The 19,268-nt window shown below is 68.6% G+C and carries 17 protein-coding genes and 1 pseudogene; 6 read left to right on the top strand and 12 right to left on the bottom strand.

Going from position 1 to position 19,268, the window contains the following annotated elements:
• Positions 1-46: 46 nt before the first annotated feature.
• The 7 genes from H0B43_RS30000 to H0B43_RS29970 form a co-directional block, all read right to left on the bottom strand.
• Positions 47-3,451 carry a translation initiation factor IF-2 N-terminal domain-containing protein gene (locus H0B43_RS30000; RefSeq protein ID WP_185724615.1) on the bottom strand — a complete coding sequence of 1,135 codons (3,405 nt, stop codon included), beginning with the start codon at positions 3,449-3,451 and terminating at the stop codon, positions 47-49.
• 465 nt (positions 3,452-3,916) lie between these two features.
• Complete coding sequence (gene ndk / locus H0B43_RS29995) at positions 3,917-4,336, bottom strand: nucleoside-diphosphate kinase (protein ID WP_185724616.1); 420 nt, start codon at positions 4,334-4,336, stop codon at positions 3,917-3,919.
• Between the two features lie 18 nt (positions 4,337-4,354).
• Positions 4,355-4,765: a DUF4233 domain-containing protein gene (locus H0B43_RS29990; RefSeq protein ID WP_185724617.1), complete on the bottom strand. Its 411-nt coding sequence runs from the start codon at positions 4,763-4,765 to the stop codon at positions 4,355-4,357.
• Positions 4,762-6,189, bottom strand: coding sequence for a folylpolyglutamate synthase/dihydrofolate synthase family protein (locus tag H0B43_RS29985; protein WP_185724618.1), 1,428 nt, complete (start codon positions 6,187-6,189; stop codon positions 4,762-4,764). The genes H0B43_RS29990 and H0B43_RS29985 overlap by 4 nt, the downstream gene beginning before the upstream one ends.
• The gene (locus H0B43_RS29980; RefSeq protein ID WP_185724619.1) at positions 6,186-8,894 is read right to left on the bottom strand and encodes a valine--tRNA ligase; all 2,709 of its coding nucleotides are present in this window, start codon (positions 8,892-8,894) and stop codon (positions 6,186-6,188) included. The genes H0B43_RS29985 and H0B43_RS29980 overlap by 4 nt, the downstream gene beginning before the upstream one ends.
• A gap of 56 nt (positions 8,895-8,950) precedes the next feature.
• A complete protein-coding gene (locus tag H0B43_RS41880; protein ID WP_252189682.1) occupies positions 8,951-9,103 on the bottom strand; it encodes a hypothetical protein in 153 nt (50 codons plus the stop codon).
• Between the two features lie 137 nt (positions 9,104-9,240).
• On the bottom strand, positions 9,241-10,401 hold the full coding sequence (locus H0B43_RS29970) for a sugar diacid recognition domain-containing protein (RefSeq protein ID WP_185724620.1): 1,161 nt from the start codon (positions 10,399-10,401) through the stop codon (positions 9,241-9,243).
• Between the two features lie 140 nt (positions 10,402-10,541).
• Between H0B43_RS29970 and H0B43_RS29965 the strand changes: the two genes are divergently transcribed.
• Genes H0B43_RS29965 through H0B43_RS29950 form a run of 4 tightly spaced genes read left to right on the top strand, consistent with a single transcriptional unit; the run spans position 10,542 to position 13,777 of the window.
• Positions 10,542-11,966, top strand: coding sequence for a sodium:solute symporter (locus H0B43_RS29965; protein WP_185724621.1), 1,425 nt, complete (start codon positions 10,542-10,544; stop codon positions 11,964-11,966).
• Entirely contained in the window at positions 11,963-12,103 is a 141-nt protein-coding gene (locus tag H0B43_RS29960) for a hypothetical protein (protein WP_185724622.1), read from the top strand. Before H0B43_RS29965 ends, H0B43_RS29960 begins: the two co-directional genes overlap by 4 nt.
• Entirely contained in the window at positions 12,096-12,503 is a 408-nt protein-coding gene (locus H0B43_RS29955) for a RidA family protein (protein WP_185724623.1), read from the top strand. The genes H0B43_RS29960 and H0B43_RS29955 overlap by 8 nt, the downstream gene beginning before the upstream one ends.
• A complete protein-coding gene (locus tag H0B43_RS29950; RefSeq protein WP_185724624.1) occupies positions 12,500-13,777 on the top strand; it encodes a D-amino acid dehydrogenase in 1,278 nt (425 codons plus the stop codon). Before H0B43_RS29955 ends, H0B43_RS29950 begins: the two co-directional genes overlap by 4 nt.
• A 31-nt stretch (positions 13,778-13,808) precedes the next feature.
• On the opposite strand, the pseudogene H0B43_RS42920 reads toward H0B43_RS29950, so the two are convergent.
• Positions 13,809-14,003: pseudogene (locus H0B43_RS42920) on the bottom strand (hypothetical protein); the annotation flags it as partial.
• A gap of 148 nt (positions 14,004-14,151) precedes the next feature.
• Positions 14,152-14,463: an integration host factor, actinobacterial type gene (gene mihF / locus H0B43_RS29945; protein WP_005248100.1), complete on the bottom strand. Its 312-nt coding sequence runs from the start codon at positions 14,461-14,463 to the stop codon at positions 14,152-14,154.
• Positions 14,464-14,677: 214 nt separating this feature from the next.
• On the opposite strand from mihF, the gene H0B43_RS42610 reads away from it, so the two are divergent.
• Together H0B43_RS42610 and H0B43_RS29940 are read left to right on the top strand one after the other, a co-directional pair.
• On the top strand, positions 14,678-14,809 hold the full coding sequence (locus H0B43_RS42610) for a hypothetical protein (protein ID WP_282555426.1): 132 nt from the start codon (positions 14,678-14,680) through the stop codon (positions 14,807-14,809).
• A 161-nt stretch (positions 14,810-14,970) separates the two neighbouring features.
• Positions 14,971-15,231, top strand: a complete 261-nt coding sequence (locus tag H0B43_RS29940) for a WhiB family transcriptional regulator (protein WP_185724625.1) — start codon at positions 14,971-14,973, stop codon at positions 15,229-15,231.
• A 251-nt stretch (positions 15,232-15,482) separates the two neighbouring features.
• On the opposite strand, the gene H0B43_RS29935 is transcribed toward H0B43_RS29940, so the two are convergent.
• The 3 genes from H0B43_RS29935 to H0B43_RS29925 all read right to left on the bottom strand — a co-directional run bounded on the left by H0B43_RS29935 (position 15,483) and on the right by H0B43_RS29925 (position 19,265).
• Complete coding sequence (locus tag H0B43_RS29935; protein WP_185724626.1) at positions 15,483-17,531, bottom strand: S9 family peptidase; 2,049 nt, start codon at positions 17,529-17,531, stop codon at positions 15,483-15,485.
• A 47-nt stretch (positions 17,532-17,578) separates the two neighbouring features.
• Complete coding sequence (locus tag H0B43_RS29930; RefSeq protein ID WP_185724627.1) at positions 17,579-18,583, bottom strand: iron-siderophore ABC transporter substrate-binding protein; 1,005 nt, start codon at positions 18,581-18,583, stop codon at positions 17,579-17,581.
• Between the two features lie 61 nt (positions 18,584-18,644).
• Positions 18,645-19,265, bottom strand: a complete 621-nt coding sequence (locus tag H0B43_RS29925; RefSeq protein ID WP_185724628.1) for a GNAT family N-acetyltransferase — start codon at positions 19,263-19,265, stop codon at positions 18,645-18,647.
• Positions 19,266-19,268: the final 3 nt, after the last annotated feature.

Genomic DNA, 19,268 nt, shown 5'->3' with positions numbered 1-19,268 from the left:
ACCGTTCCGTACAAACCGGTGCCGATTGCCTTCCCGAGGTCCCTCGTCAGTTGTCGGCGTCCACCGGCGGACCCGCCGGACGCGCCGCGGCGCGGCGGCGACGCGGCTTACGCGGTGCGGCCTGCGCATCCGCACCGTCGGGCGATGGTGCCGACGGTCCGCTCACGGTCGACGCCGACATGGCCGGTTCCGGTTCCGGTGCGTGCTCCACATCGTGCTCCGGTGTCGGGATCACGAACACGGTGCCCGCACTCGGGGTTTCGGACACCGGCGCGGCCGCCGCCCTCGACACCCGACGACTCCGGCGCCGCGCCGGGGCCGCCTGCTCCGGTGTGATCGCCTCCGGTGTGACCGGCTCCGGCTCACGCTGCACGACGGGTTCCGGCGCCTCGGCGACCGGAGCCGTCGGGGTCGCAGATTCCCGGACCGCAGGCTCTGCCACCACAGGCTCTTCCACCACTGGCTCTTCCACCACAGCCTCGGCGACGACGGCCTCCTCGACCTCGGGCACCACGACGGCTTCCGCCGTCACCGCTGCCGGGGCCTCGGCCACAGCCTCTTCGATGCCGGGAACGTCGGCGGTTGGTGCCGTCTCCGCGGCCGGCTGCTCGGCTGCCGCGGCGACCGGCTCGGACTCGGGTGCGGGATGTGCGTGCGAAGCCTCCTCCTCGTGATGGTGGTGTGCCATCGCGAGGGCGACCGGGTGTGCCCGCTTGACGGTGGCGTCCACCGTCGGCGTCTCGTCGTGCGCGGCCGGCTGCGAGGTGTCCCCGCCGGACGACTTGTCGCGTCCCCGCTTCTTGCGGGAGCCACCGGAGTCGCCGCCACGGGACGACCCGCGCGAACCGCTGTCCTCCGAGGTCTTCACCTCGATCGGCTCCGCGTGGACGATGATGCCCCGGCCGTGGCAGTGCTCACACGTGGTGGAGAACGCCTCGACCAGCCCGGTGCCCAGCTTCTTCCGCGTCATCTGGACCAGGCCCAGCGACGTCACCTCGGACACCTGGTGGCGGGTGCGGTCGCGGCCCAGCGCCTCGGTCAGGCGCCGCAGCACGAGGTCGCGGTTCGACTCGAGGACCATATCGATGAAGTCGACGACGATCATGCCGCCGATGTCGCGCAGGCGCATCTGCCGCACGATCTCCTCGGCTGCCTCGAGGTTGTTCCGCGTGACGGTTTCCTCGAGGTTTCCGCCGGCACCGGTGAACTTGCCGGTGTTGACATCGACCACGGTCATGGCTTCGGTGCGGTCGATCACGAGGGTGCCGCCGGACGGCAGCCAGACCTTGCGGTCGAGGGCCTTGGCCAGTTGCTCGTCGATGCGGTGCGCCTCGAAGACGTCGATGCTGTTGTGCGAGGTGTGCTGCTCGAGTCGCGGCAGGAGGTCGGGTGCCACCGACTTGATGTACGACTCGACCGTCGACCAGGCCTTCTCCCCCTCGATGACGAGCTTGGAGAAGTCCTCGTTGAACAGGTCGCGGATGACCTTCACCAGGAGGTCGGGCTCTTCGTACAGCGCCTGCGGATTCCCGGACTTGCCGGATTCCGCCTTCGCTGCCTGCGTCTCGATCCCGGCCCACTGGTCCTGCAGGCGCTTCACGTCGCGCGCGAGTTCCTCTTCGCTGACACCTTCCGACGCGGTCCGGATGATGACTCCGGCGTCCGCGGGCACGATGTCGCGCAGGATGTCCTTGAGGCGCTTGCGTTCGGTGTCGGGCAGCTTGCGGCTGATCCCGGTGGACGTACCGCCCGGCACGTACACGAGGAAGCGGCCCGCGAGGCTGATCTGCGTGGTCAGCCGGGCACCCTTGTGTCCGACCGGATCCTTGCTGACCTGGACCAGCACCTGGTCGCCCGGCTTGAGGGCCTGCTCGATCTTGCGCGAGTTGCCACCGAGCCCGGCGGCCTCCCAGTTGACCTCACCGGCGTACAGCACACCGTTGCGACCGCGGCCGATGTCGATGAACGCCGCCTCCATGCTGGGCAGCACGTTCTGGACGCGTCCGAGGTACACGTTGCCGACCATCGACGCCGACGCCGACGTGGTGACGAAGTGTTCGACGAGGACGCCGTCCTCGAGGACCGCGACCTGTGTCGTGGCGTGTGGCTGCCCGGTGGCGATGCGGTCACGGACGACCATCACGCGGTCGACGGCCTCCCGGCGGGCCAGGAACTCCGACTCCGTCAGGATCGGCGGACGGCGGCGGCCGGCGTCGCGACCGTCGCGACGACGCTGACGCTTCGCCTCGAGCCGGGTCGACCCGGTGATGCCCTGGACCTCGTCCTTCGAGCGGCTCTTGTTACGCGGCTCGCGCTCGTGCACGACGGTGTTCGGCGGATCGTCCTCGGACGTGGTCTCGCCCGACTCGCCACCGGACTTGCGCCGGCGCCGGCGCCGGCGACGACGGCTCGAACCGTCGGAGTCACCCTCGCCGGTCTCGTCTTCCCCGGCCTGGTCGGTGTCGGCCTGTTCGGCGTCCGCGGGCTTCTCGTCGGAGTCCTTCTTCGGCTTGTCCTCGGGCTCGCGGCCCGCCTTGTCGGCGCTCTTCTCCTCGGGTGCGGTCTCCCGTGCGGACTCCTCCGCCTCGGCACCGTCGGTCTCGGTATCGGTGTCCTGCTCGTTGGGCTGCTCGCCACGGCCGCGACCGCGGCCGCGGCGGCCCCGGCGACGACGTCGCGGCTGATCGCCGTCGACGTCCGACTCGTCCGACTCGGTGTCGGCGGTGCCGGTGTCGGCGGTCTTCGCGGGCTCGGCCACCTCGTCACGCGTTTCGGGGGCGGGCGGCTGTTCGGTGGTGACGTCCGGCGTCCCGGCATCCCGGCGACTGCGGCGGCGACGCGGCGGGGTCTCGACGGCCGCGAGGTCGGGCTGCAGAAAGAGCGGGACCTGGGACACTGCGGGCGGAGTTGCTTCGGCAGGCTCCGCAGCGGGCGCCTCAACCTGGTAGGACGCGGTGGTGAACAGGTCGGGTGCGAGAGCGGCCTCGGACGGTGCGGCCTCCTCGGCGGGGGCTTCCGGGGCTTTGTCGGCTTCCGGGGCGGGGGCTTCCTCGGCGGGCGCCTCCGGAGCCGCGGCCTGCTCGGCCACCGCTTCCTCCGCGACGTCGGGAGCGATCGGTTCGGGAGCCACCTCGACGGCCGGCTCGGCGACCGGCTCCGCGGCGACCGGCTCCGCGGGCGCCTCGGCAGGTGCCGCGGGCACCTCGGGTGCAGTTTCCGCAGGTGAAAGAGCTGCGTAAACACGGTAGGCCATGTCACGTTGCAGGCTGGACTGCGCGCTGCGCAGCTCCAGTCCGAGGGCCGCGGCCTCGGCGAGAACCTGCTTGCTCGTCACGCCCATCAACTTGGCGAGGGCGTGAACACGCATCTTCTCCGGAAGATCGGGCACCGCACTCCCAGCGGCGGCCGTATCGTTCGGCTCTGAATTTGTGGGCGGCGCTTGATCGGCCACGTAATCTCCTCAGCCCCCGGGCGCGTCCACTCCCCGTTTCGGGGAATGTCACGCGGCCACGCGAGGGCGCAGTGTGTGTACTCGCGCCCCAGGTGTGAAGCGCGAGATTGTCTGGTCTCGCTCCACACAGCGCGTGCAGTGTCCGTTTTCACTGCACACCCGTGTGGTGCCTTGCGGATGGCCGTCATCCACGGCGCGAGCGCCTGATCATCCAGCGTGCCGATACGTCCAGGTATTTCCCGTTGACGCAGGGGCAGCGATGAAGGGCATCGAGCCGTGGGGTCATCCGGTCGAAGCCACGTAGTGCACAAATTGCGGTCCGACCACTGTCAGTATCCCACACGTGTGCCGCAGTCCGCGCCAGCGGCGCACCTATCCGTCTGGAACAAGTTCCGCACGCGATACGCCGCCGGCCCGGCGGGCAGGTTCGGTGGATGGAGAGGCGGTCGGTGGGTGAAGAGGGGGTCAGCTACCGGCGAGGTGGGGGAACCAGAGAGCGATCTCGCGCTCGGCCGACTCCACGGAGTCGGAGCCGTGAACCAGGTTCTCCTGAGCCTCGAGCCCGAAATCGCCGCGGATCGTGCCCGGAACCGCCTTCTCGACCGGGTCGGTGCCGCCGGCCAGCTGCCGGAACGCCGCGATGGCCCGGGGACCCTCGATCACGGCCGCCACGAGCGGTCCACCCGTGATGAACTCCAGCAGGCCCGGGTAGAACGGGCGGCCTTCGTGCTCGGCGTAGTGGGAAGCAGCGATGTCGCCGGGAGCGGTGCGCAGGTCGAGCGCAGAGATCGTCAGACCCTTCCGCTCGATCCGACCGAGGATTTCTCCTACATATCCGCGGGCAACGGCATCGGGCTTGATCAGTACAAGGGTGCGCTCAGTCACGGCGGACAGCCTAAATGGTCAGCCGCGCTGCCCCGGCAGCAGGCCCCGCTCCATTCGTTGCCGGACATTCCGACGGAAGTACAGAAGGTAGCCCCACAGGATGGCGAAGACCACTCCGACCGAGCCGATGGACACGTGGACGAAGAAGCCGAACAGGAGTCCCACCTGCAACAACAGGTTGTACTTCATCGCCCACGGGCGGCCCTGGAGGCCCGCGCCGAGGATCATGAGCACCGCCAGCCCCACGAGGTACGTTCCCGACCACCAGGTCAGGCCGCCGCCGACGGTCGCGACCACCGGCAGGGCGAGAAGCACCACGATCGCTTCCAGGATCAAGGACCCGGCCACCACTCCGCGGAACCCCTTCCAGGGGTCCTTGGTCGGCGGCCCGAACTCCGGTTCCGAAGCCTTCGAGCCTGACTCGCTCACGCTGGGTCCTTTCCGAAGAGGGTGCGGGCCACACCGGCGGTCACCACGGATCCGGTGACCACGACGCCGGCACCCGACACTGCTTCACCGGGCTCCGCGACCTCCTCGGCCAGCCCGATGGCCGTTTCCAGCGCGTCAGCGAGGGTGGGCGCCACCACCACCCGCTCGTCGCCGAACTTCGCGACGGCGAGGTTGGCGAGGTCGTCGACGTCCATGGCCCGCGGGGACCCGTTGTGCGTCACCACGAGTTCGTCGAACACGGGTTCCAGCGCCGACAGGATGCCGTCGACGTCCTTGTCCCCCATCACACTCACGACACCGACGAGTTTGCGGAAGTCGAATTCACCGGTCAGCGCGGCGGCGAGCGCACGGGCCCCGTCCGGATTGTGGGCGGCGTCGATGAAGACGGTCGGGGCGCTGCGCACCCGTTCCAGTCGTCCCGGATTGACGACCGAGGCGAATGCTTCCCGGATCGCGTCCTGGTCGAGCTGCCGCTCGGGGCCCGCACCGAAGAACGCCTCGACGGCAGCAAGGGCGAGAGAAGCGTTGCGCGCCTGATGTTCTCCGTGGAGGGGCAGGAAGATGTCGGTGTACACGCCACCGAGCCCCTGGAGTTCCAACTGCTGGCCCCCGACGGCGATCTGCCGGGCGAGCACCGTGAACTCGGAGCCCTCCCGCGCGACTGCGGCATCGACCTCGACGGCCCGGCGAAGCAGGACGTCCATCACTTCCGGTGTCTGCTCCGCGAGGATCGCGACGGTGTCGCGCGGCACCGGGGCGTCTTCGCGCCCTTTCTTGATGATCCCGGCCTTTTCCTCGGCGATCCCGGCGAGGTCGTCGCCGAGGTATTCGGCGTGATCGAGGCTGATCGGGGTGATCACCGCGATCTCTCCGTCGATGACATTGGTTGCGTCCCAGCGCCCGCCGAGACCCACCTCGACCACGGCGACGTCGACGGGCGCCTCGGCGAACGCGGCGTACGCCATCGCGGTGAGCACCTCGAACTTGCTCATCGCCGGGCCGCCGGCAGCCTGCGACTGCTGGTCGATCATCTGGACGTACGGCTCGATCTCCCGGTACGTGTCGACATAGCGGCGCGGCGATACCGGGCGCCCGTCGATGCTGATGCGCTCGGTCGCGAGCTGCAGGTGGGGGCTGGTGGTGCGGCCCGTGCGCCGGTGCAGCGCCGTGAGCAGCGCATCGATCATCCGTGTCACCGACGTCTTACCGTTGGTGCCGGTGACGTGGATCGCCGGGTACCCGTGCTGCGGCGACCCGAGAATGTCCATCAGCGCCGCGATCCGGCTCAGCGACGGCTCGATCTTCGTCTCGGGCCACCGCTTGTCGAGTTCCGCCTCGACCAGCGTCAACTCGGCGAGGTCGACGGGGCTGACTTCCTCCGGCGTGAAGTCGGGTGAGGTCACGCGCCTTCCAGCTCCTTCAATCGCTTGGTGATGCGTTCGATTTCTTCCGTCGCGATCTGCTGGCGCGTCCGGATCTTCTCCTTCACCGCGTCCGGGGCCTTCGCGAGAAACGCCTCGTTGGAGAGTTTCGCGGTGGTGCCGGTGAGTTCCTTCTGCGCCGCGGCGAGGTCTTTCTCCAGCCGCGCCTTCTCGGCGCCGAGATCGACGTTGCCGGACGTGTCGAGGTCGACGGTCACGGTCGCCTTGCTCAGGCGCACCTCCACCGAGGCGGACACGGTGAACCCGTCCTCCGGGTCCGTCAGTCGCGCGAGCGACGTGACGGCGGCGAGCTGGGTGCCCAGATCGGCCTCGGCGATCCCGCCGATCCGTGCGGGCACGCGCTGCGAGGGCTTGAGCCCCTGATCGCTGCGGAAGCGGCGCACCTCCGTCACCAGCCGCTGCATGTCCTCGATGCGCTGGGCCGCAACCGAATCCGCCTCGGCACCGCTCGACTGCGGCCACTGCGCCACCACGACGGACTCACCGCCGGTGAGCACCTTCCACAGGGTTTCCGTGACGAACGGGATCACCGGGTGGAGCAGACGCAGCAGCGCGTCGAGGACGTTGCCGAGCACGGTCCTCGTGTTCGCGGCGACGGTCTCGTCCTCGGCGAACTGCACCTTGGCCAGTTCGAGGTACCAGTCGCAGACCTCGTCCCACGCGAAGTGGAACAGCGCCTCGCACGCCTTGCTGAACTCGTACCGGTCGAACGCGGCGTCGACCTCCCCGCGCACCTGCTCCAGGCGGTCCAGAATCCACCGGTCCGCGTCGGTCAGGTCGCCGCGGTCGGGCAGTGCTGCCGGTGCCGCCCCGTTCATGAGCGCGAACTTGGTGGCGTTGAACAGCTTGGTCGCGAAGTTCCGCGAGGACTGTGCGTGGTCCTCGCCCACGGACAGGTCGCTGCCCGGGTTCGCGCCACGGGCCAGCGTGAACCGTAGGGCGTCGGCGCCGAAACGGTCGACCCAGTCGAGCGGGTCGATGCCGTTGCCCCGCGACTTCGACATCTTCTTGCCGAACTGGTCGCGGACGAGGCCGTGCAGGAACACGTCCTCGAACGGCATCTGCGGTCCGGATTTGCCTTCGCTGAACACCCCGTCGCTTCGCTCGCCCCGCCCGGAAATAGCGTCGTCCTCCGACACGTACGTGCCGAACATCATCATCCGCGCCACCCAGAAGAACAGGATGTCGTAACCGGTGACGAGAACACTGGTGGGATAGAACTTCTCGAGTTCGGGCGTCTTGTCGGGCCAGCCCATGGTCGAGAACGGCCACAATCCGGAGGAGAACCAGGTGTCCAGGACGTCGGGATCCTGCACCCAGCCCTCAGGGGCGGTCTCGTCCGGTCCGAAGCACGCGACCTCACCGTCGGGGCCGTACCAGATCGGGATCCGGTGCCCCCACCACAGCTGTCGGGAGATGCACCAGTCGTGCATGTCGTCGACCCAGGCGAACCAGCGCGGTTCCTGACTGGCCGGATGGATGACGGTGTCACCGTTGCGCACCGCGTCGCCCGCCGCCTTCGCGAGCGACTCGACCTTCACCCACCACTGCAGCGACAGGCGCGGCTCGATGGACTCGCCGGTGCGCTCGGAGTGCCCGACGCTGTGCAGGTAGGGCCGCTTCTCCGCGACCACGCGACCCTGCTCGGCGAGCGCCTCACGCACCTTGACCCGCGCCTCGAAGCGGTCGAGTCCGTCGAATTGCGTTCCCGTGTCGGCGATCTTGCCGGTCTTGTCCATGATGGTCGGCATCGGCAGGTTGTGCCGCAGACCCATCTCGAAGTCGTTGGGGTCGTGCGCCGGAGTGATCTTCACGGCGCCGGTGCCGAATTCGGGATCGACGTATTCGTCCGCGATGATCGGGATGGCGCGGCCGGTGAAGGGGTGTTCGAGCGTCGTCCCGATCAGGTGCTTGTACCGCTCGTCCTCGGGGTGGACGGCCACGGCGGTATCACCGAGCATCGTCTCGACACGGGTGGTCGCGACCACCACGTGCGGTTCGTCGTCGTTCAACGAGCCGTACCGCAGCGAGACCAGCTCGCCCTCGACGTCCTCGAATTTCACCTCGATGTCGGAGATCGCGGTCTGCAGCACGGGCGACCAGTTGACGAGACGCTCGGCGCGGTAGATCAGCCCGTCGTCGTACATGCGCTTGAAGATGGTCTGGACGGCGCGGGAGAGGCCGTCGTCCATGGTGAAGCGGTCGCGGCTCCAGTCGACGCTGTCGCCGATGCGGCGCATCTGGGCTCCGATGGTGCCTCCGGACTCGCGCTTCCAGTCCCACACCTTGTCGATGAACAGCTCGCGGCCGAAGTCTTCCTTCGTCTTGCCGTCGACGGCGAGCTGCTTCTCGACGACGGTCTGCGTCGCGATGCCCGCGTGGTCCATGCCCGGCAGCCACAGCACCTCGTAGCCCTGCATCCGCTTGCGGCGGCTCAGTGCGTCCATCAACGTGTGGTCGAGGGCGTGACCCATGTGCAGGCTGCCGGTGACGTTGGGCGGCGGCAGCACGATGGAATAACCGGGCTTGGGGCTGCGGGGATCCGCCCGGAAGTAACCGGCGTCTACCCAGCCCTGATACAGATCGGCCTCGACGGCGCTGGGCTCCCAGCTCTTCGGGAGGGCATCGGCACGGTTCTGGGGATTTTCTGGAGCTGCACTGGTCACCCGTCGAGTCTAATGAACGGCCGGTGGGCCGACGACGGGGCTACCGGACCGCCCCGCTACTGGTCGCTGAACAGTGCTCGGTGCACCTCGGTCGCGGTGCGATGCTCCTGGTCGACGGGACGCAGCGACTCGGCGGCCTCCTCTCCGGCGGCCTGGGATCCTGCGGTGCTGTGCAGCTCGGAGAAGAGCTGCACGTGGTGGTCGTTCAAGGGATTCCTCCGGTTCGTCTGCCGCAGCCGTGCGGCAACCACTCGAGAGTGTCGAGTATGCATCGAAAGGTACGCCGATCCGCGGCGACACGACGACGGCGCGCCGGTCGTGTTGCCGGACACGCGCGGCAGCGGACTCAGCGGGCGCGTTCCGCCACCACGCAGGCCATGTAGAGCGTCATCCCCAGCCCCGGTTCGTCGAGCGGGCGACCGAGGAGCCGCGCGATCTTGTCGAGGCGATTGGCGAGAGTGTTGCGGTGGACGTGCAGCCTCTTCGCGGCCCGGCTGGAGTTGAACCCGCACTCCCCCCAGGCGATCAATGTGTCCTGAAGGTGCGGCCAGTCGGCGTCGGTGGTCAACGCCCCGAGCGTGGCCCGCGACAGCCGGTCCCGGGTCTCCGCAGGAATCACCGAGACGGCCTGGTGCAGCCGGAACCGGTCGATGTCGTACACGTGACCGCGCGGGTCGAGAACGGAGCCGAGCCGAAGCGCGTCGTATGCGTCCTGGGAGGAGAGGTTGAGCTGTTCGACGCCGTGCGCGATCGAACCGATTCCGACCCGCGTGTCCCATCCTTCGTCGCGAACCAGCGACACGTACTTCCGGCACCTGTCCGTGAGCGCCGCGTCCGCAGTGGGAGTGTGCGCCGAGATCGCCGTGGTGACCGCCACGACCTGCCGGGCGAGCGGTGCGACGAGGTCGCTCGCCGAATCGAACACGGTCTGCACCGCGTGCAGGACCTTGTGGGACGACGGTTGCCCCGACACGGCTGCGTCGTCGACGTGCCGGTCGTAGCCGATCAGCACCACCACCCGGGGGATGCGCAGGTCGTACCCCAGACCCGTTGCCCTCCGGACGATCTGGGCCTCGGTGAACGTGGAGCGATGCCAGTCGCAGATGTCGCGGAGCAACTCTTCCGCGGCCCGCTCGTAGGTGAGCCGGGTACCGATCCGCGACGCCTCCTGCATCAGGATCTCGGTCTGCCGCTTGACCACCAGCCCGAACTGTTCGACTTGCTCCGGCGAGCCGGACAGTCCGATGGTCCCCACGACCTCGCCGTCGATGACGAGCGGGATGGTGACACCGGGCAGGCTGCCGACGAGGTCGCGGACATCCGCGGCCGAGTGCGCGATCATCCGCCGAGCACGGATCACCTCGATCGACGCCTGGTGGAACTGGCCGATGCGACGCTCGTCGCCGCTGCCGACCACCGTGCCGGATGCGTCCGTGATGAGCACGTTGAAACCTATGACGTCGGTGATCTCGTTCGCAATCTGTTGCGCCAGAGCCTCACTCAGCATTCTCAACTCCTTCGCCGAGCGCATCGACTGTGCATGACGCACAATCAGTCGCCGAATACAGTGTAACTTCAGGGCATCTTGACTAGTGACTCCGGTCACATGCCGTTCCTACGATGGGCTCATCCCAACTAGGAGTTCACATGGCAATCCTCGACTGGATACTTCTCGGTGCCTACTTCCTGCTACTCGTCCTGATCGGCGTCCAGACCATGCGTCGCGTCAAGTCCCCGGACGATTTCGCGGTGGCGGGTAACCGAATCATCTGGCCGGTCTTCTTCGGCAGCCTGGCCGCGGCCTTCCTCGGCGGCGGGGCCTCACTCGGGGTCGCCGGCGCCGCGATGCGCGACGGCTACGTGTACATGTTCGCCTTCTGCGCCTTCGGTGTTCAAACGGTGCTCGTCGGCTACTTCGTCGCACCCCGGCTCAAGAACTACATCGGCGCCCACACCCTCGGCGACATCATGGAGACCCACTACGGCCGACCGGCCAAACTGGTCACCGGCGTGCTGTCCGTGGTCCTGTGTGCCGGCATCCTCGGCGCCCAGGCACTGGCCATCGGCACCGTCGTCAACGCCACCCTCGACGTACCCACCGTGCCCGCGGTCATCATCGGCATGGGCGTGGTGGTGCTCTACTCTTCGTTCGGTGGAGCCTGGGCGGTCATCCAGACCGACCTGCTGCAGTTCGTGTTCCTGGGCGTGCTGCTTCCGGTGGCGCTGCTCATCGGACTCGACGCGGTCGGCGGACCGTCAGCTCTCCTGGACAGCGTTCCCGCCGAACACCTCTCGTTCATGGGTGAGTACACCCCGGCGCAGTTCCTCACGCTGTTCGCGGCGCTACTGCTCGGCGAGACGCTGGTCCCGCCGTACGCGCAGCGGACGTTCTCGACTCCCGACTCGCGGCACGCCCGCAAGGGCTACGCACTGGCCGGGTTCTTCTCGTTCTTCTTCTTCTTCACCTCGGCGTCGCTCGGGTTGATCGCCCTCGTGCTGTACCCGGACATCGAGACCGATCAGGCGCTTCCGACCGTGGTGATGAACCTGATGCCGGTCGGCATTCTCGGCCTGGTGGTGGCAGCACTGATGGCGGTCGTGATGTCCACGGCCAGTTCGTATCTCAACTCCACCGCCGTCGTCCTGACGAAGGACATATACCAGCCGCTCAGCCCAGCCGAACTGCCCCCGTCGCGGCGGCTCACCATCGAGCGGGTCACCAGTGTCGTCGTCGGCGCCGGGGCCACGATCTTCGCCCTCAGCGTTCCGTCGATCGTCGACGCCCTCCTCTACAGCTACACGCTGTGGGCACCGACGGTCATCGTTCCGCTGTTCGGCGCCGTGCTGTTCGGGGTGCGGTCCGCGCCGGCGGCACTGTCGGCCATCGCGGCGGGCGCCGTCGTCACCGCGGTGTGGCAGTGGGGCCTCGGCGCACCGTTCGGACTGGACGGCCTGGTCCCCGGCGTCCTCGCCAACCTCCTCGTCTTCGTCACGGTCGCGGTCGCGACCTCGTCCCGTTATCCGCGCAGGCAACAGCCTTCCGTCCGCGTCTCCGAAGGAGAATTCGCATGATTCCCATCCTCCTCTATTACGGGGTCCCGACCGCCGTCATCGCCGTCACCCTGTGGGTCGGCTTCCTCGGCTGGCGCTTCTACGTACAGGAAGTGCTGCGCGGCGGCAGCGACGACACCGGACACGACCATGGGTGACACCGTGGACGTTCCCGGCGTGACCACCGGCACCAGCCCGTATCCGTCGGCGCGCAGGGTGGGCGACCTCGTGTTCGTCTCCGGACAGGTCTCCTTCGACGACGACGGCATTGTCGTCGGCACGGACGTGGGAACGCAGACCCGCCACTGCCTCACCCGGCTCCAGAGGGTCCTCGCCGCGGCCGGGGCCACCGTGCACGACATCGCCTCGGCGACGGTGTATCTCACGAACGCCGCGAACGCCGCGGGGTTCAACGAGGAATGGATGCGCTGGTTCGGCGGGGAGCACCGCCCGGCCAGGGCGACCGTCGTCGCCGACCTGCTCGACCCACGCCTGCTGGTGGAAATACAGGCCGTCGCGGTCACCGGCCGCGGGGCCGACGGAAAGGAAGCGGAATGAAGGTAGCAGTACTCGGGGCCGGAGTCGTCGGGGTAACGACCGCCCACGCTCTCGCCGAGCGCGGACACGAGGTCCATCTGTACGACCGCCGCGGCGAGGTCGCGTCGGATACCAGCGCGAGCACCGCGGGGCTGATCGCCCCGGGCCACTCCTACGCGTGGGCGTCGCCGTCGGCTCCCCCCATGCTGGTCCGGTCGTTGCTCGGGGAGTCGACCTCCATCCGCGTCCGCCCACGCGCGGACCTCGACCTGGCCCGGTGGGGCGTGCGGTTCCTCCGGGAATGCACGGCGACCCGCGCGCGGTCGAACACGCTCGCGAAGCTTCGCCTGGCCCGGTACAGCCAGCAGCTGATGGACGAGCTCGCCGCCCGTGAGGACCTGGAGTACTGCCAGACGCGGAACGGCGTGCTGTACCTGTACAGGAACGAGGCGGAACTCGCGCAGGCGCGGGCGAACTCCCAGCTGCTCCGCGACCACGGTCAGCGGCAGGACGTGCTGAGCCCCGACGAGATCGCCGCCGTCGAGCCGGCTCTGCGGCACGGGACCGCCACGTTCGCCGGGGCGATCCACGACCTGACGGACGGCACCGGCGACCCGCACCGATTCGCGGTGGGGCTCGCCGAGGAATGCCGGCGGCTGGGCGTCCGGTTCCACCTGGGCACGTCCGTCGTGGGACTCGAAAGCGACGATGCCGCGATCACACGCGCCGTCACCGATCGCGACGAGATCCGCGCGGACGCGTTCGTCCTCGCCGCCGGGGCCGCGAGCACCCTCGTCGCGCGGAGCATCGGCCTGCGACTGCCCGTCTACCCGGCCAAGGGTTACACACTGACCGCCACGGTCAAGGATCCCGAACGCGCGCCCGTGGTGGGCGGCATCGACGAGAAGACACTCGTCGCCTGGTCTCGCTTCGGCGACGAACTGAGAATGTCGGCCACCGCGGAATTCGTCGGATACGACCGTAGTCACTCCCCCGCCGACTACGCGGGAATCGTGGAGGCGGGCAACGAACTGTTCCCCGGCGCCGTCGATTGGGACACGGCCAGATACCGGACGGGCCTTCGCCCGATGACCCCCGACGGCCCGCCGATGATCGGCCTGGGGCGCCACGACAATCTGTATTTCAACACCGGACATGGTCATGTCGGCTGGACCATGGCGTGTGGCTCGGCGCGGATCCTCGCGGACCTCGTCGACGAACGGCGACCGGACATCGACCCGACGCCGTACTCGCCGGTCCGCTCCCGCCGGCATCCGGGCAGAGGGAGCGCGTAACGAAGACCACCGATCCTGCGACTATCCGGTGCGTGCCACCCTCATGCTCGGTCAGGAAGAATTCGACCAGTGTGGACGTGCCCTCCACGAGGGGCTGTGCGGGGTCGTCCCCGCCGCGGAACGACATGTAGTGCGGTGCGTCGGACGTGACCGGAACGATCGGGAAGCACGCGTACGGCGGGAAGTCCACGACGTACACGTCGCCGTCGCGGGTGGTGGTCGTCTTGTCTCTCGCCGATGTGCTACCTCACGGTTGCATATCGGCGGCTCCCAGCGCAACCTTCAGGTTGCACATGACGGGGTCGAGGCTTCAAAACGCGACCGGGCGCCCGCCCGCAGCCGAAACGGCGCGGGGCGGGCGCCCGGAGAACGTGTCAGCTGAAGTGCGCCAGCAGGGCGTCGCGCTGACGGTCGCCGAGGCCACGAAGGCGGCGGGTCGGCGCGATCTCCAAGTTGGCCATGATCTCCTGGGCCTTGACTTTGCCGATCTTCGGCAGCGCTTCCAGGATGGCGCTGACCTTGGTCTTTCCGATGATGTCGTCGACGTCAGCCTTGGACAGGACCTGCTTCAGCGTGATGTCACCGGACTTGAGCTTGTCCTTGAGCTCTGCGCGTGCCTTACGAGCGGCGGCGGCCTTCTCGAGAGCTGCTGCCCGCTGTTCGTCAGTGAGCTGGGGAAGTGCCACGATGTCTCCTTCATTCGGGGTACGTATCGAACACCGTAGCGAGAGAACCGCGACTTCACCGCATCCATCGGACGTGTCGCGGCATCCTGTCCGATTCACGAGCCCCCCGATCGCGGGTTCGACGACGCGAAAAATGCCAGGACGCGGACGTCGGGGTGTGCGATGCTCGACATGTTCGATCGGTCCACGGACGACATCAGGAAGGAAGTCAGCGATGCGAGCACTGCCCGTCATCCGCGCAACCCAGTTGCGCCGGTCACGCACCGACGCCGCCCTCCCCTTCCCGTCCGGCCTGCGCGGCGAACGCGGGATCATGCCCGCCTCGAAGCCCTGCCGCACCGCCTGACACGCCTGCACCGAACAACCTCGCCGGCGTGCCGCCGTGCTGATCAGCGTCCCCGCGGCCGCGGCGGCCCGAACACCTGGCCGATCTCGCGGCCGTCCAGCCGCGAGATCCCTGTCGTTCACCGTCACCGACCGCACGCCCCAGGGAAGGGGAGATCTCCGATGACCGATGTCCTGGACACGTCGCTGTCCACGCTGCTGCCCGCGTCCGACGATCCGGCGGGCTGGGTGGACGCGGCGTGCCGCGCCGATCCGGCGCCGGACCGGTGGTTCCCCTTCCCCACAGAGGATTTCGCGTACGCGCGCGACGTCTGCCGTCATTGTCCGCTGCGGTTGCGGTGCGAACTGTTCGCCGGGGCCACCGGGCAGACCGGTGTCTGGGGTGGCAAGGAATTCGACCGGGGTCGCGTGACGCGGGCGTGAGCCCGTGCCACGCGTCCCCGTCCGATCCAGTAACTCCGAATCTCGTGGCCCAGAATCTCGTGTCCCAGGATCTAGTGGCCCAGGATCCTGTTCGCCGGGGCCACCGGGCAGACCGGTGTCTGGGGTGGCAAGGAATTCGACCGGGGTCGCGTGACGCGGGCGTGAGCCCGTGCCACGCGTCCCCGTCCGATCCAGTAACTCCGAATCTCGTGGCCCAGAATCTCGTGTCCCAGGATCTAGTGGCCCAGGATCTAGTGGCCCAGGATCTCGGGCAGCGCCGCGCCCTCTCCCCGCACGTGCTCCGAGAGGAACGACAGCACCACCTGGTACCAGACCTTCGCGTTCTGCGGGCTGAGGATCCAGTGGTTCTCGTCCGGGAAGTAGAGGAACCGGTGTTCGGTGCGTCCGTCGTCGTCGGCGGGCAACCCCGATTCGGACAGCAACTCGAACCACAGGCGGAGGGCCTCGCCGATCGGTACGCGAAAGTCCTTGTCTCCGTGGATGACCAGCATCGGGGTGGCGATGTCCGCGACATACAGGTGCGGCGAGTTCTCCACCGCCATCTCGGGAGTCATCTCACGCTGCCAGTACCACGCGGCGTCGGTGGTGGGTCCGAACTGGTCCAGCGCCCACAGGCCGGCATGCGAGACGATCGCAGCGAACCGGTCGGTGTGTCCGGCGATCCAGTTGGCCATGTATCCGCCGAACGACCCGCCCATCGCCGCGGTGCGCTTCTCGTCGATCTCGGGCAGCGCCACCGCGGCGTCGGTGATCGCCATGAGATCCGTGAACGGCGCCTTGCCCCACTTTCCCCAGCCCCGCTCGACGAACTCCTGCCCGTACCCGGTCGACAGCGCCGGATCCGGCAGCAGCACGGCGTATCCCCGCGCCACGAGCAGCCACGGGTTCCACCGCCACGACCAGGTGTTCCAGGAACCCAGTGGGCCGCCGTGCACCCACAGCACCAACGGAACCGGTGCGTGGGTGGAGGCACCCGTCGGCACCGCCAGCCATGCCCGCACCGCCGCACCGTCGGCGGCCACCGTCTGGACCTCCGTCAGCGTGCCCGGCAGCTCGGGGAGTTCGGCGGGCGCCTTCAGCAGCGACACGGCGCCGGTGGTGAGGTCGATGCGCACCGGGTGCGGCGGCGTCGCGTAGGACGCCCGCAACGCGAACACGGTCGATCCGTCGGGCGCCACCTGCATGTCGGTGTACGCGGAATCGTCACTCGTGACCGGTGTGGGATCCGAGCCGTCGCGGAGGAGGAAGATCGGGGCGCGGCCGTGGTCGTCGGCGGTGACCAGGAGGCCGGAACCGTCCGGCAACCAGGCGACGGATGTGGCCCACCGATCCCACCCCGGCGCCACCTCCGTCACCGCGCCGGTGTCGAAGCTGTACTGGTGCAGGGTGAACCGCGGCGCGGAGTCGGGTGTCGCGTGCGATTCACGCGTGAACACGACGCGCCGCCCGTCCGGCGAGATCACCGGATCCGACAGGTCGGCGCCGGCGTCGTCGACGAGGACCGCGCGTGCCCCCGTCTCGGTGTCGATGCGCACCAGGATGTTCCGGATCGACGCCAGCGGACCGGAAACCGTCCACGACGTCACGACGAAGGTGCCGTCGTCGCTCAGCGCGTAATCGGCCTCCCGCAATGCCGGACCGGGCAACGGAGTGAGGTCGGTCAACGCGGGCTCGTGCCCGTTCTCGGCGAGCTCGTCCAGCGGAGCGGACAGCAGGTGAGGCACGTCCGGACCCAGGTCGTGGTCCCAGTAGCGTATCGGGAACCCCGCATGGAGGATCGCCGACACCTTCTTCTCCTTGCGCTCGGCGCGCACCCGCTCGTCGTCGGCAGGCTCGCCCGACGCCCCCAGGACGCCGGTGGTGACGACGAACCGCGGGGCGCACCGGGCGGCACGGACCCCGGTGATGCCGCCGCCGCGACGCGCGACGACCACTGCCTCGCCGCCGCGCGCGGGCAACCGCCACAGGTCGTCGGGAAGTTCGTCCTCGTCCTGCGCCGGGCGGGAGGACGTGAACAGGAGATCACCGTCGCTGGTGAACGTCGCGTTGGATTCCCCGGTGCGGCCCCGGGTGAGCCGCCGCGCCGCGAACCCGCCGATGGGATCGATCTCCCACAGAGCGGTGACGTACTTGGTCGCCTTCTCGTCGAGCGTCGACTGCGCGACGACTAATCGTCGCCCGTCCGGAGACAGCACGAGGCCGCCGACGCGGCCGAGCGCGAGGTAGTCGTCGAGGTCGTCGAAAGGAGTTCCGGCGTGAAGTTCAGGAATCGCGGTCACGAGTCGTTCGTATCACGAACCGGGCCCGGGCCGTCGGACATCGGGCCTCAGGCGAGCAGGGGCGCGACCCGCGGCGGGATCTCGGTCAAGGCGTACGGCAGGCTGAGCACGGTGCTCCACGCCATCGCCTCGGCGGCGGCGTCCTCGAGCGTGATCGTGCGCCCCGCCTTCACCACGTCGAGTTCCTGATAGATGGGCGTGTTGTCGAGTTCGGCGCGCAACTTGTCGCCGTAACCTCCGCCCGCGTACCAGACGAGGAGGTCGACGTTCGCCAGCGACAGCTGCTCCGTGCTGATCTCGGCGAAGTTGCCGGTGATCTGCTCGGCCACAGGCGGATTCACGAAACCGAGTTCGGTGAAGAAGCGGACCTTCGGGTCCTCCGGCCCGTACACGCCGAACTGCCCGGGCCCCTTCAGTGCACCGACGAGGACGGTCTTGCCGGCGAACGCCGGGTTGGCGGCGCGGACGTCGCCGAACTGCTTCTCGACGGACCCTACCAATTCGGCTGCCTTGTCCTTCTTGCCGAGCGTGGCACCGAGAATCCTCGTCTGGTCCTGCCACGGAACGCCGTAGTCGGCGAACTCCTTCGGCTGAGCCACCGTGGGCGCGATGGCGCTCAGCTTGTCGTACTGGGCCTGGGTGAGGCCGGAGTAGGTGCCGACCACCAGGTCCGGGCCGACAGTCGCGACCTTCTCGAAGTCGATGTTGGTGGACGCCGTGCCCACGATCTCCGGCTGCGCGGTGCCGAGGAGGTCCTGCGCCCATGGCCACACGCCGTACGGGTAGTCGCCGTACCAGTCGAAGGTGCCGACCAGGGTGCCGCCGAGCGCGAGGATGGTGTCCTGATCGTTGTAGCCGACGCTGACGATGCGCTGCGGGTCGACCGGCACCTGGGTGTCGCCGTATTTGTGGGCGATGACGGGGCCCGACGCGTCGCTGCCGTCGCCACCGTCCGGGCTGGCGCAGGCCGCGGCGAACGCGAGCAGCGCACCCCCGGTGCCCACGAGGAATCCGCGTCGGCTCGGGCCGATCCTCTGTTGACCCACGTTCATGCGGCGACCCTCTCGTCTACCCGGATATGCGACCACTTAGGTAAGGCTTGCCGAGCTTAACCTAAGGGGTCGCGACGGGCTCCCGCCACATCGCCCACAGCGTCGGCCCGCCGTCCGGTATCCGGATCTCACCGGTGACGTCGAAGCCGAACCGCTGGTAGTACGAAATGTTGTCCTGTTTGCTCGACTCCAGATACGCCGGAAGGCCCTCGGCATCACAGCGGTCCAGCCGCGACCGCAACAGCGCAGTCCCGTAACCACCGCCCCGTCCCGCGGTCGACGTTCCGATCGTCGCCAGATACCAATGGACGGGATCCGCGGGGTGCGCGTCTTCGACGGTTCCGCTCACCGCGGCCCCGACTCCCAACCGCGGCCCGAACGCCCGGATCAGACCCGGCAGGCTGAGGAGCGACGACACCGTCGACTGCTTCCAGCCGCCGGGCGGATCCCACATGGCGGCACCGCGGACCACGCCGTTCTCGTCCTCGGCCAGTTCGGCTCCGCCCCCGGCGAGGTGGTGATGACGGATCTCCACCGCGAACAGTCTCGGCAGGCCGCGCCGCCGGCGCTCGGGGTCCGGCCACATCCAGACCATCACGGGGTCGTCGAAGAACGCGTCGGCGAGCACCCGCGTCACTGCGGGGATGTCGGATTTGGTCGCGGCCCGCACGCTCACACCCATGCC

The sequence above is a fragment of the Rhodococcus sp. 4CII genome (assembly GCF_014256275.1).
GTDB lineage: Bacteria > Actinomycetota > Actinomycetes > Mycobacteriales > Mycobacteriaceae > Rhodococcus_F > Rhodococcus_F wratislaviensis_A.
The sequence above is the reverse complement of the archived record's forward strand: the minus strand, read 5'-3'. Positions and strand labels throughout refer to the sequence as shown.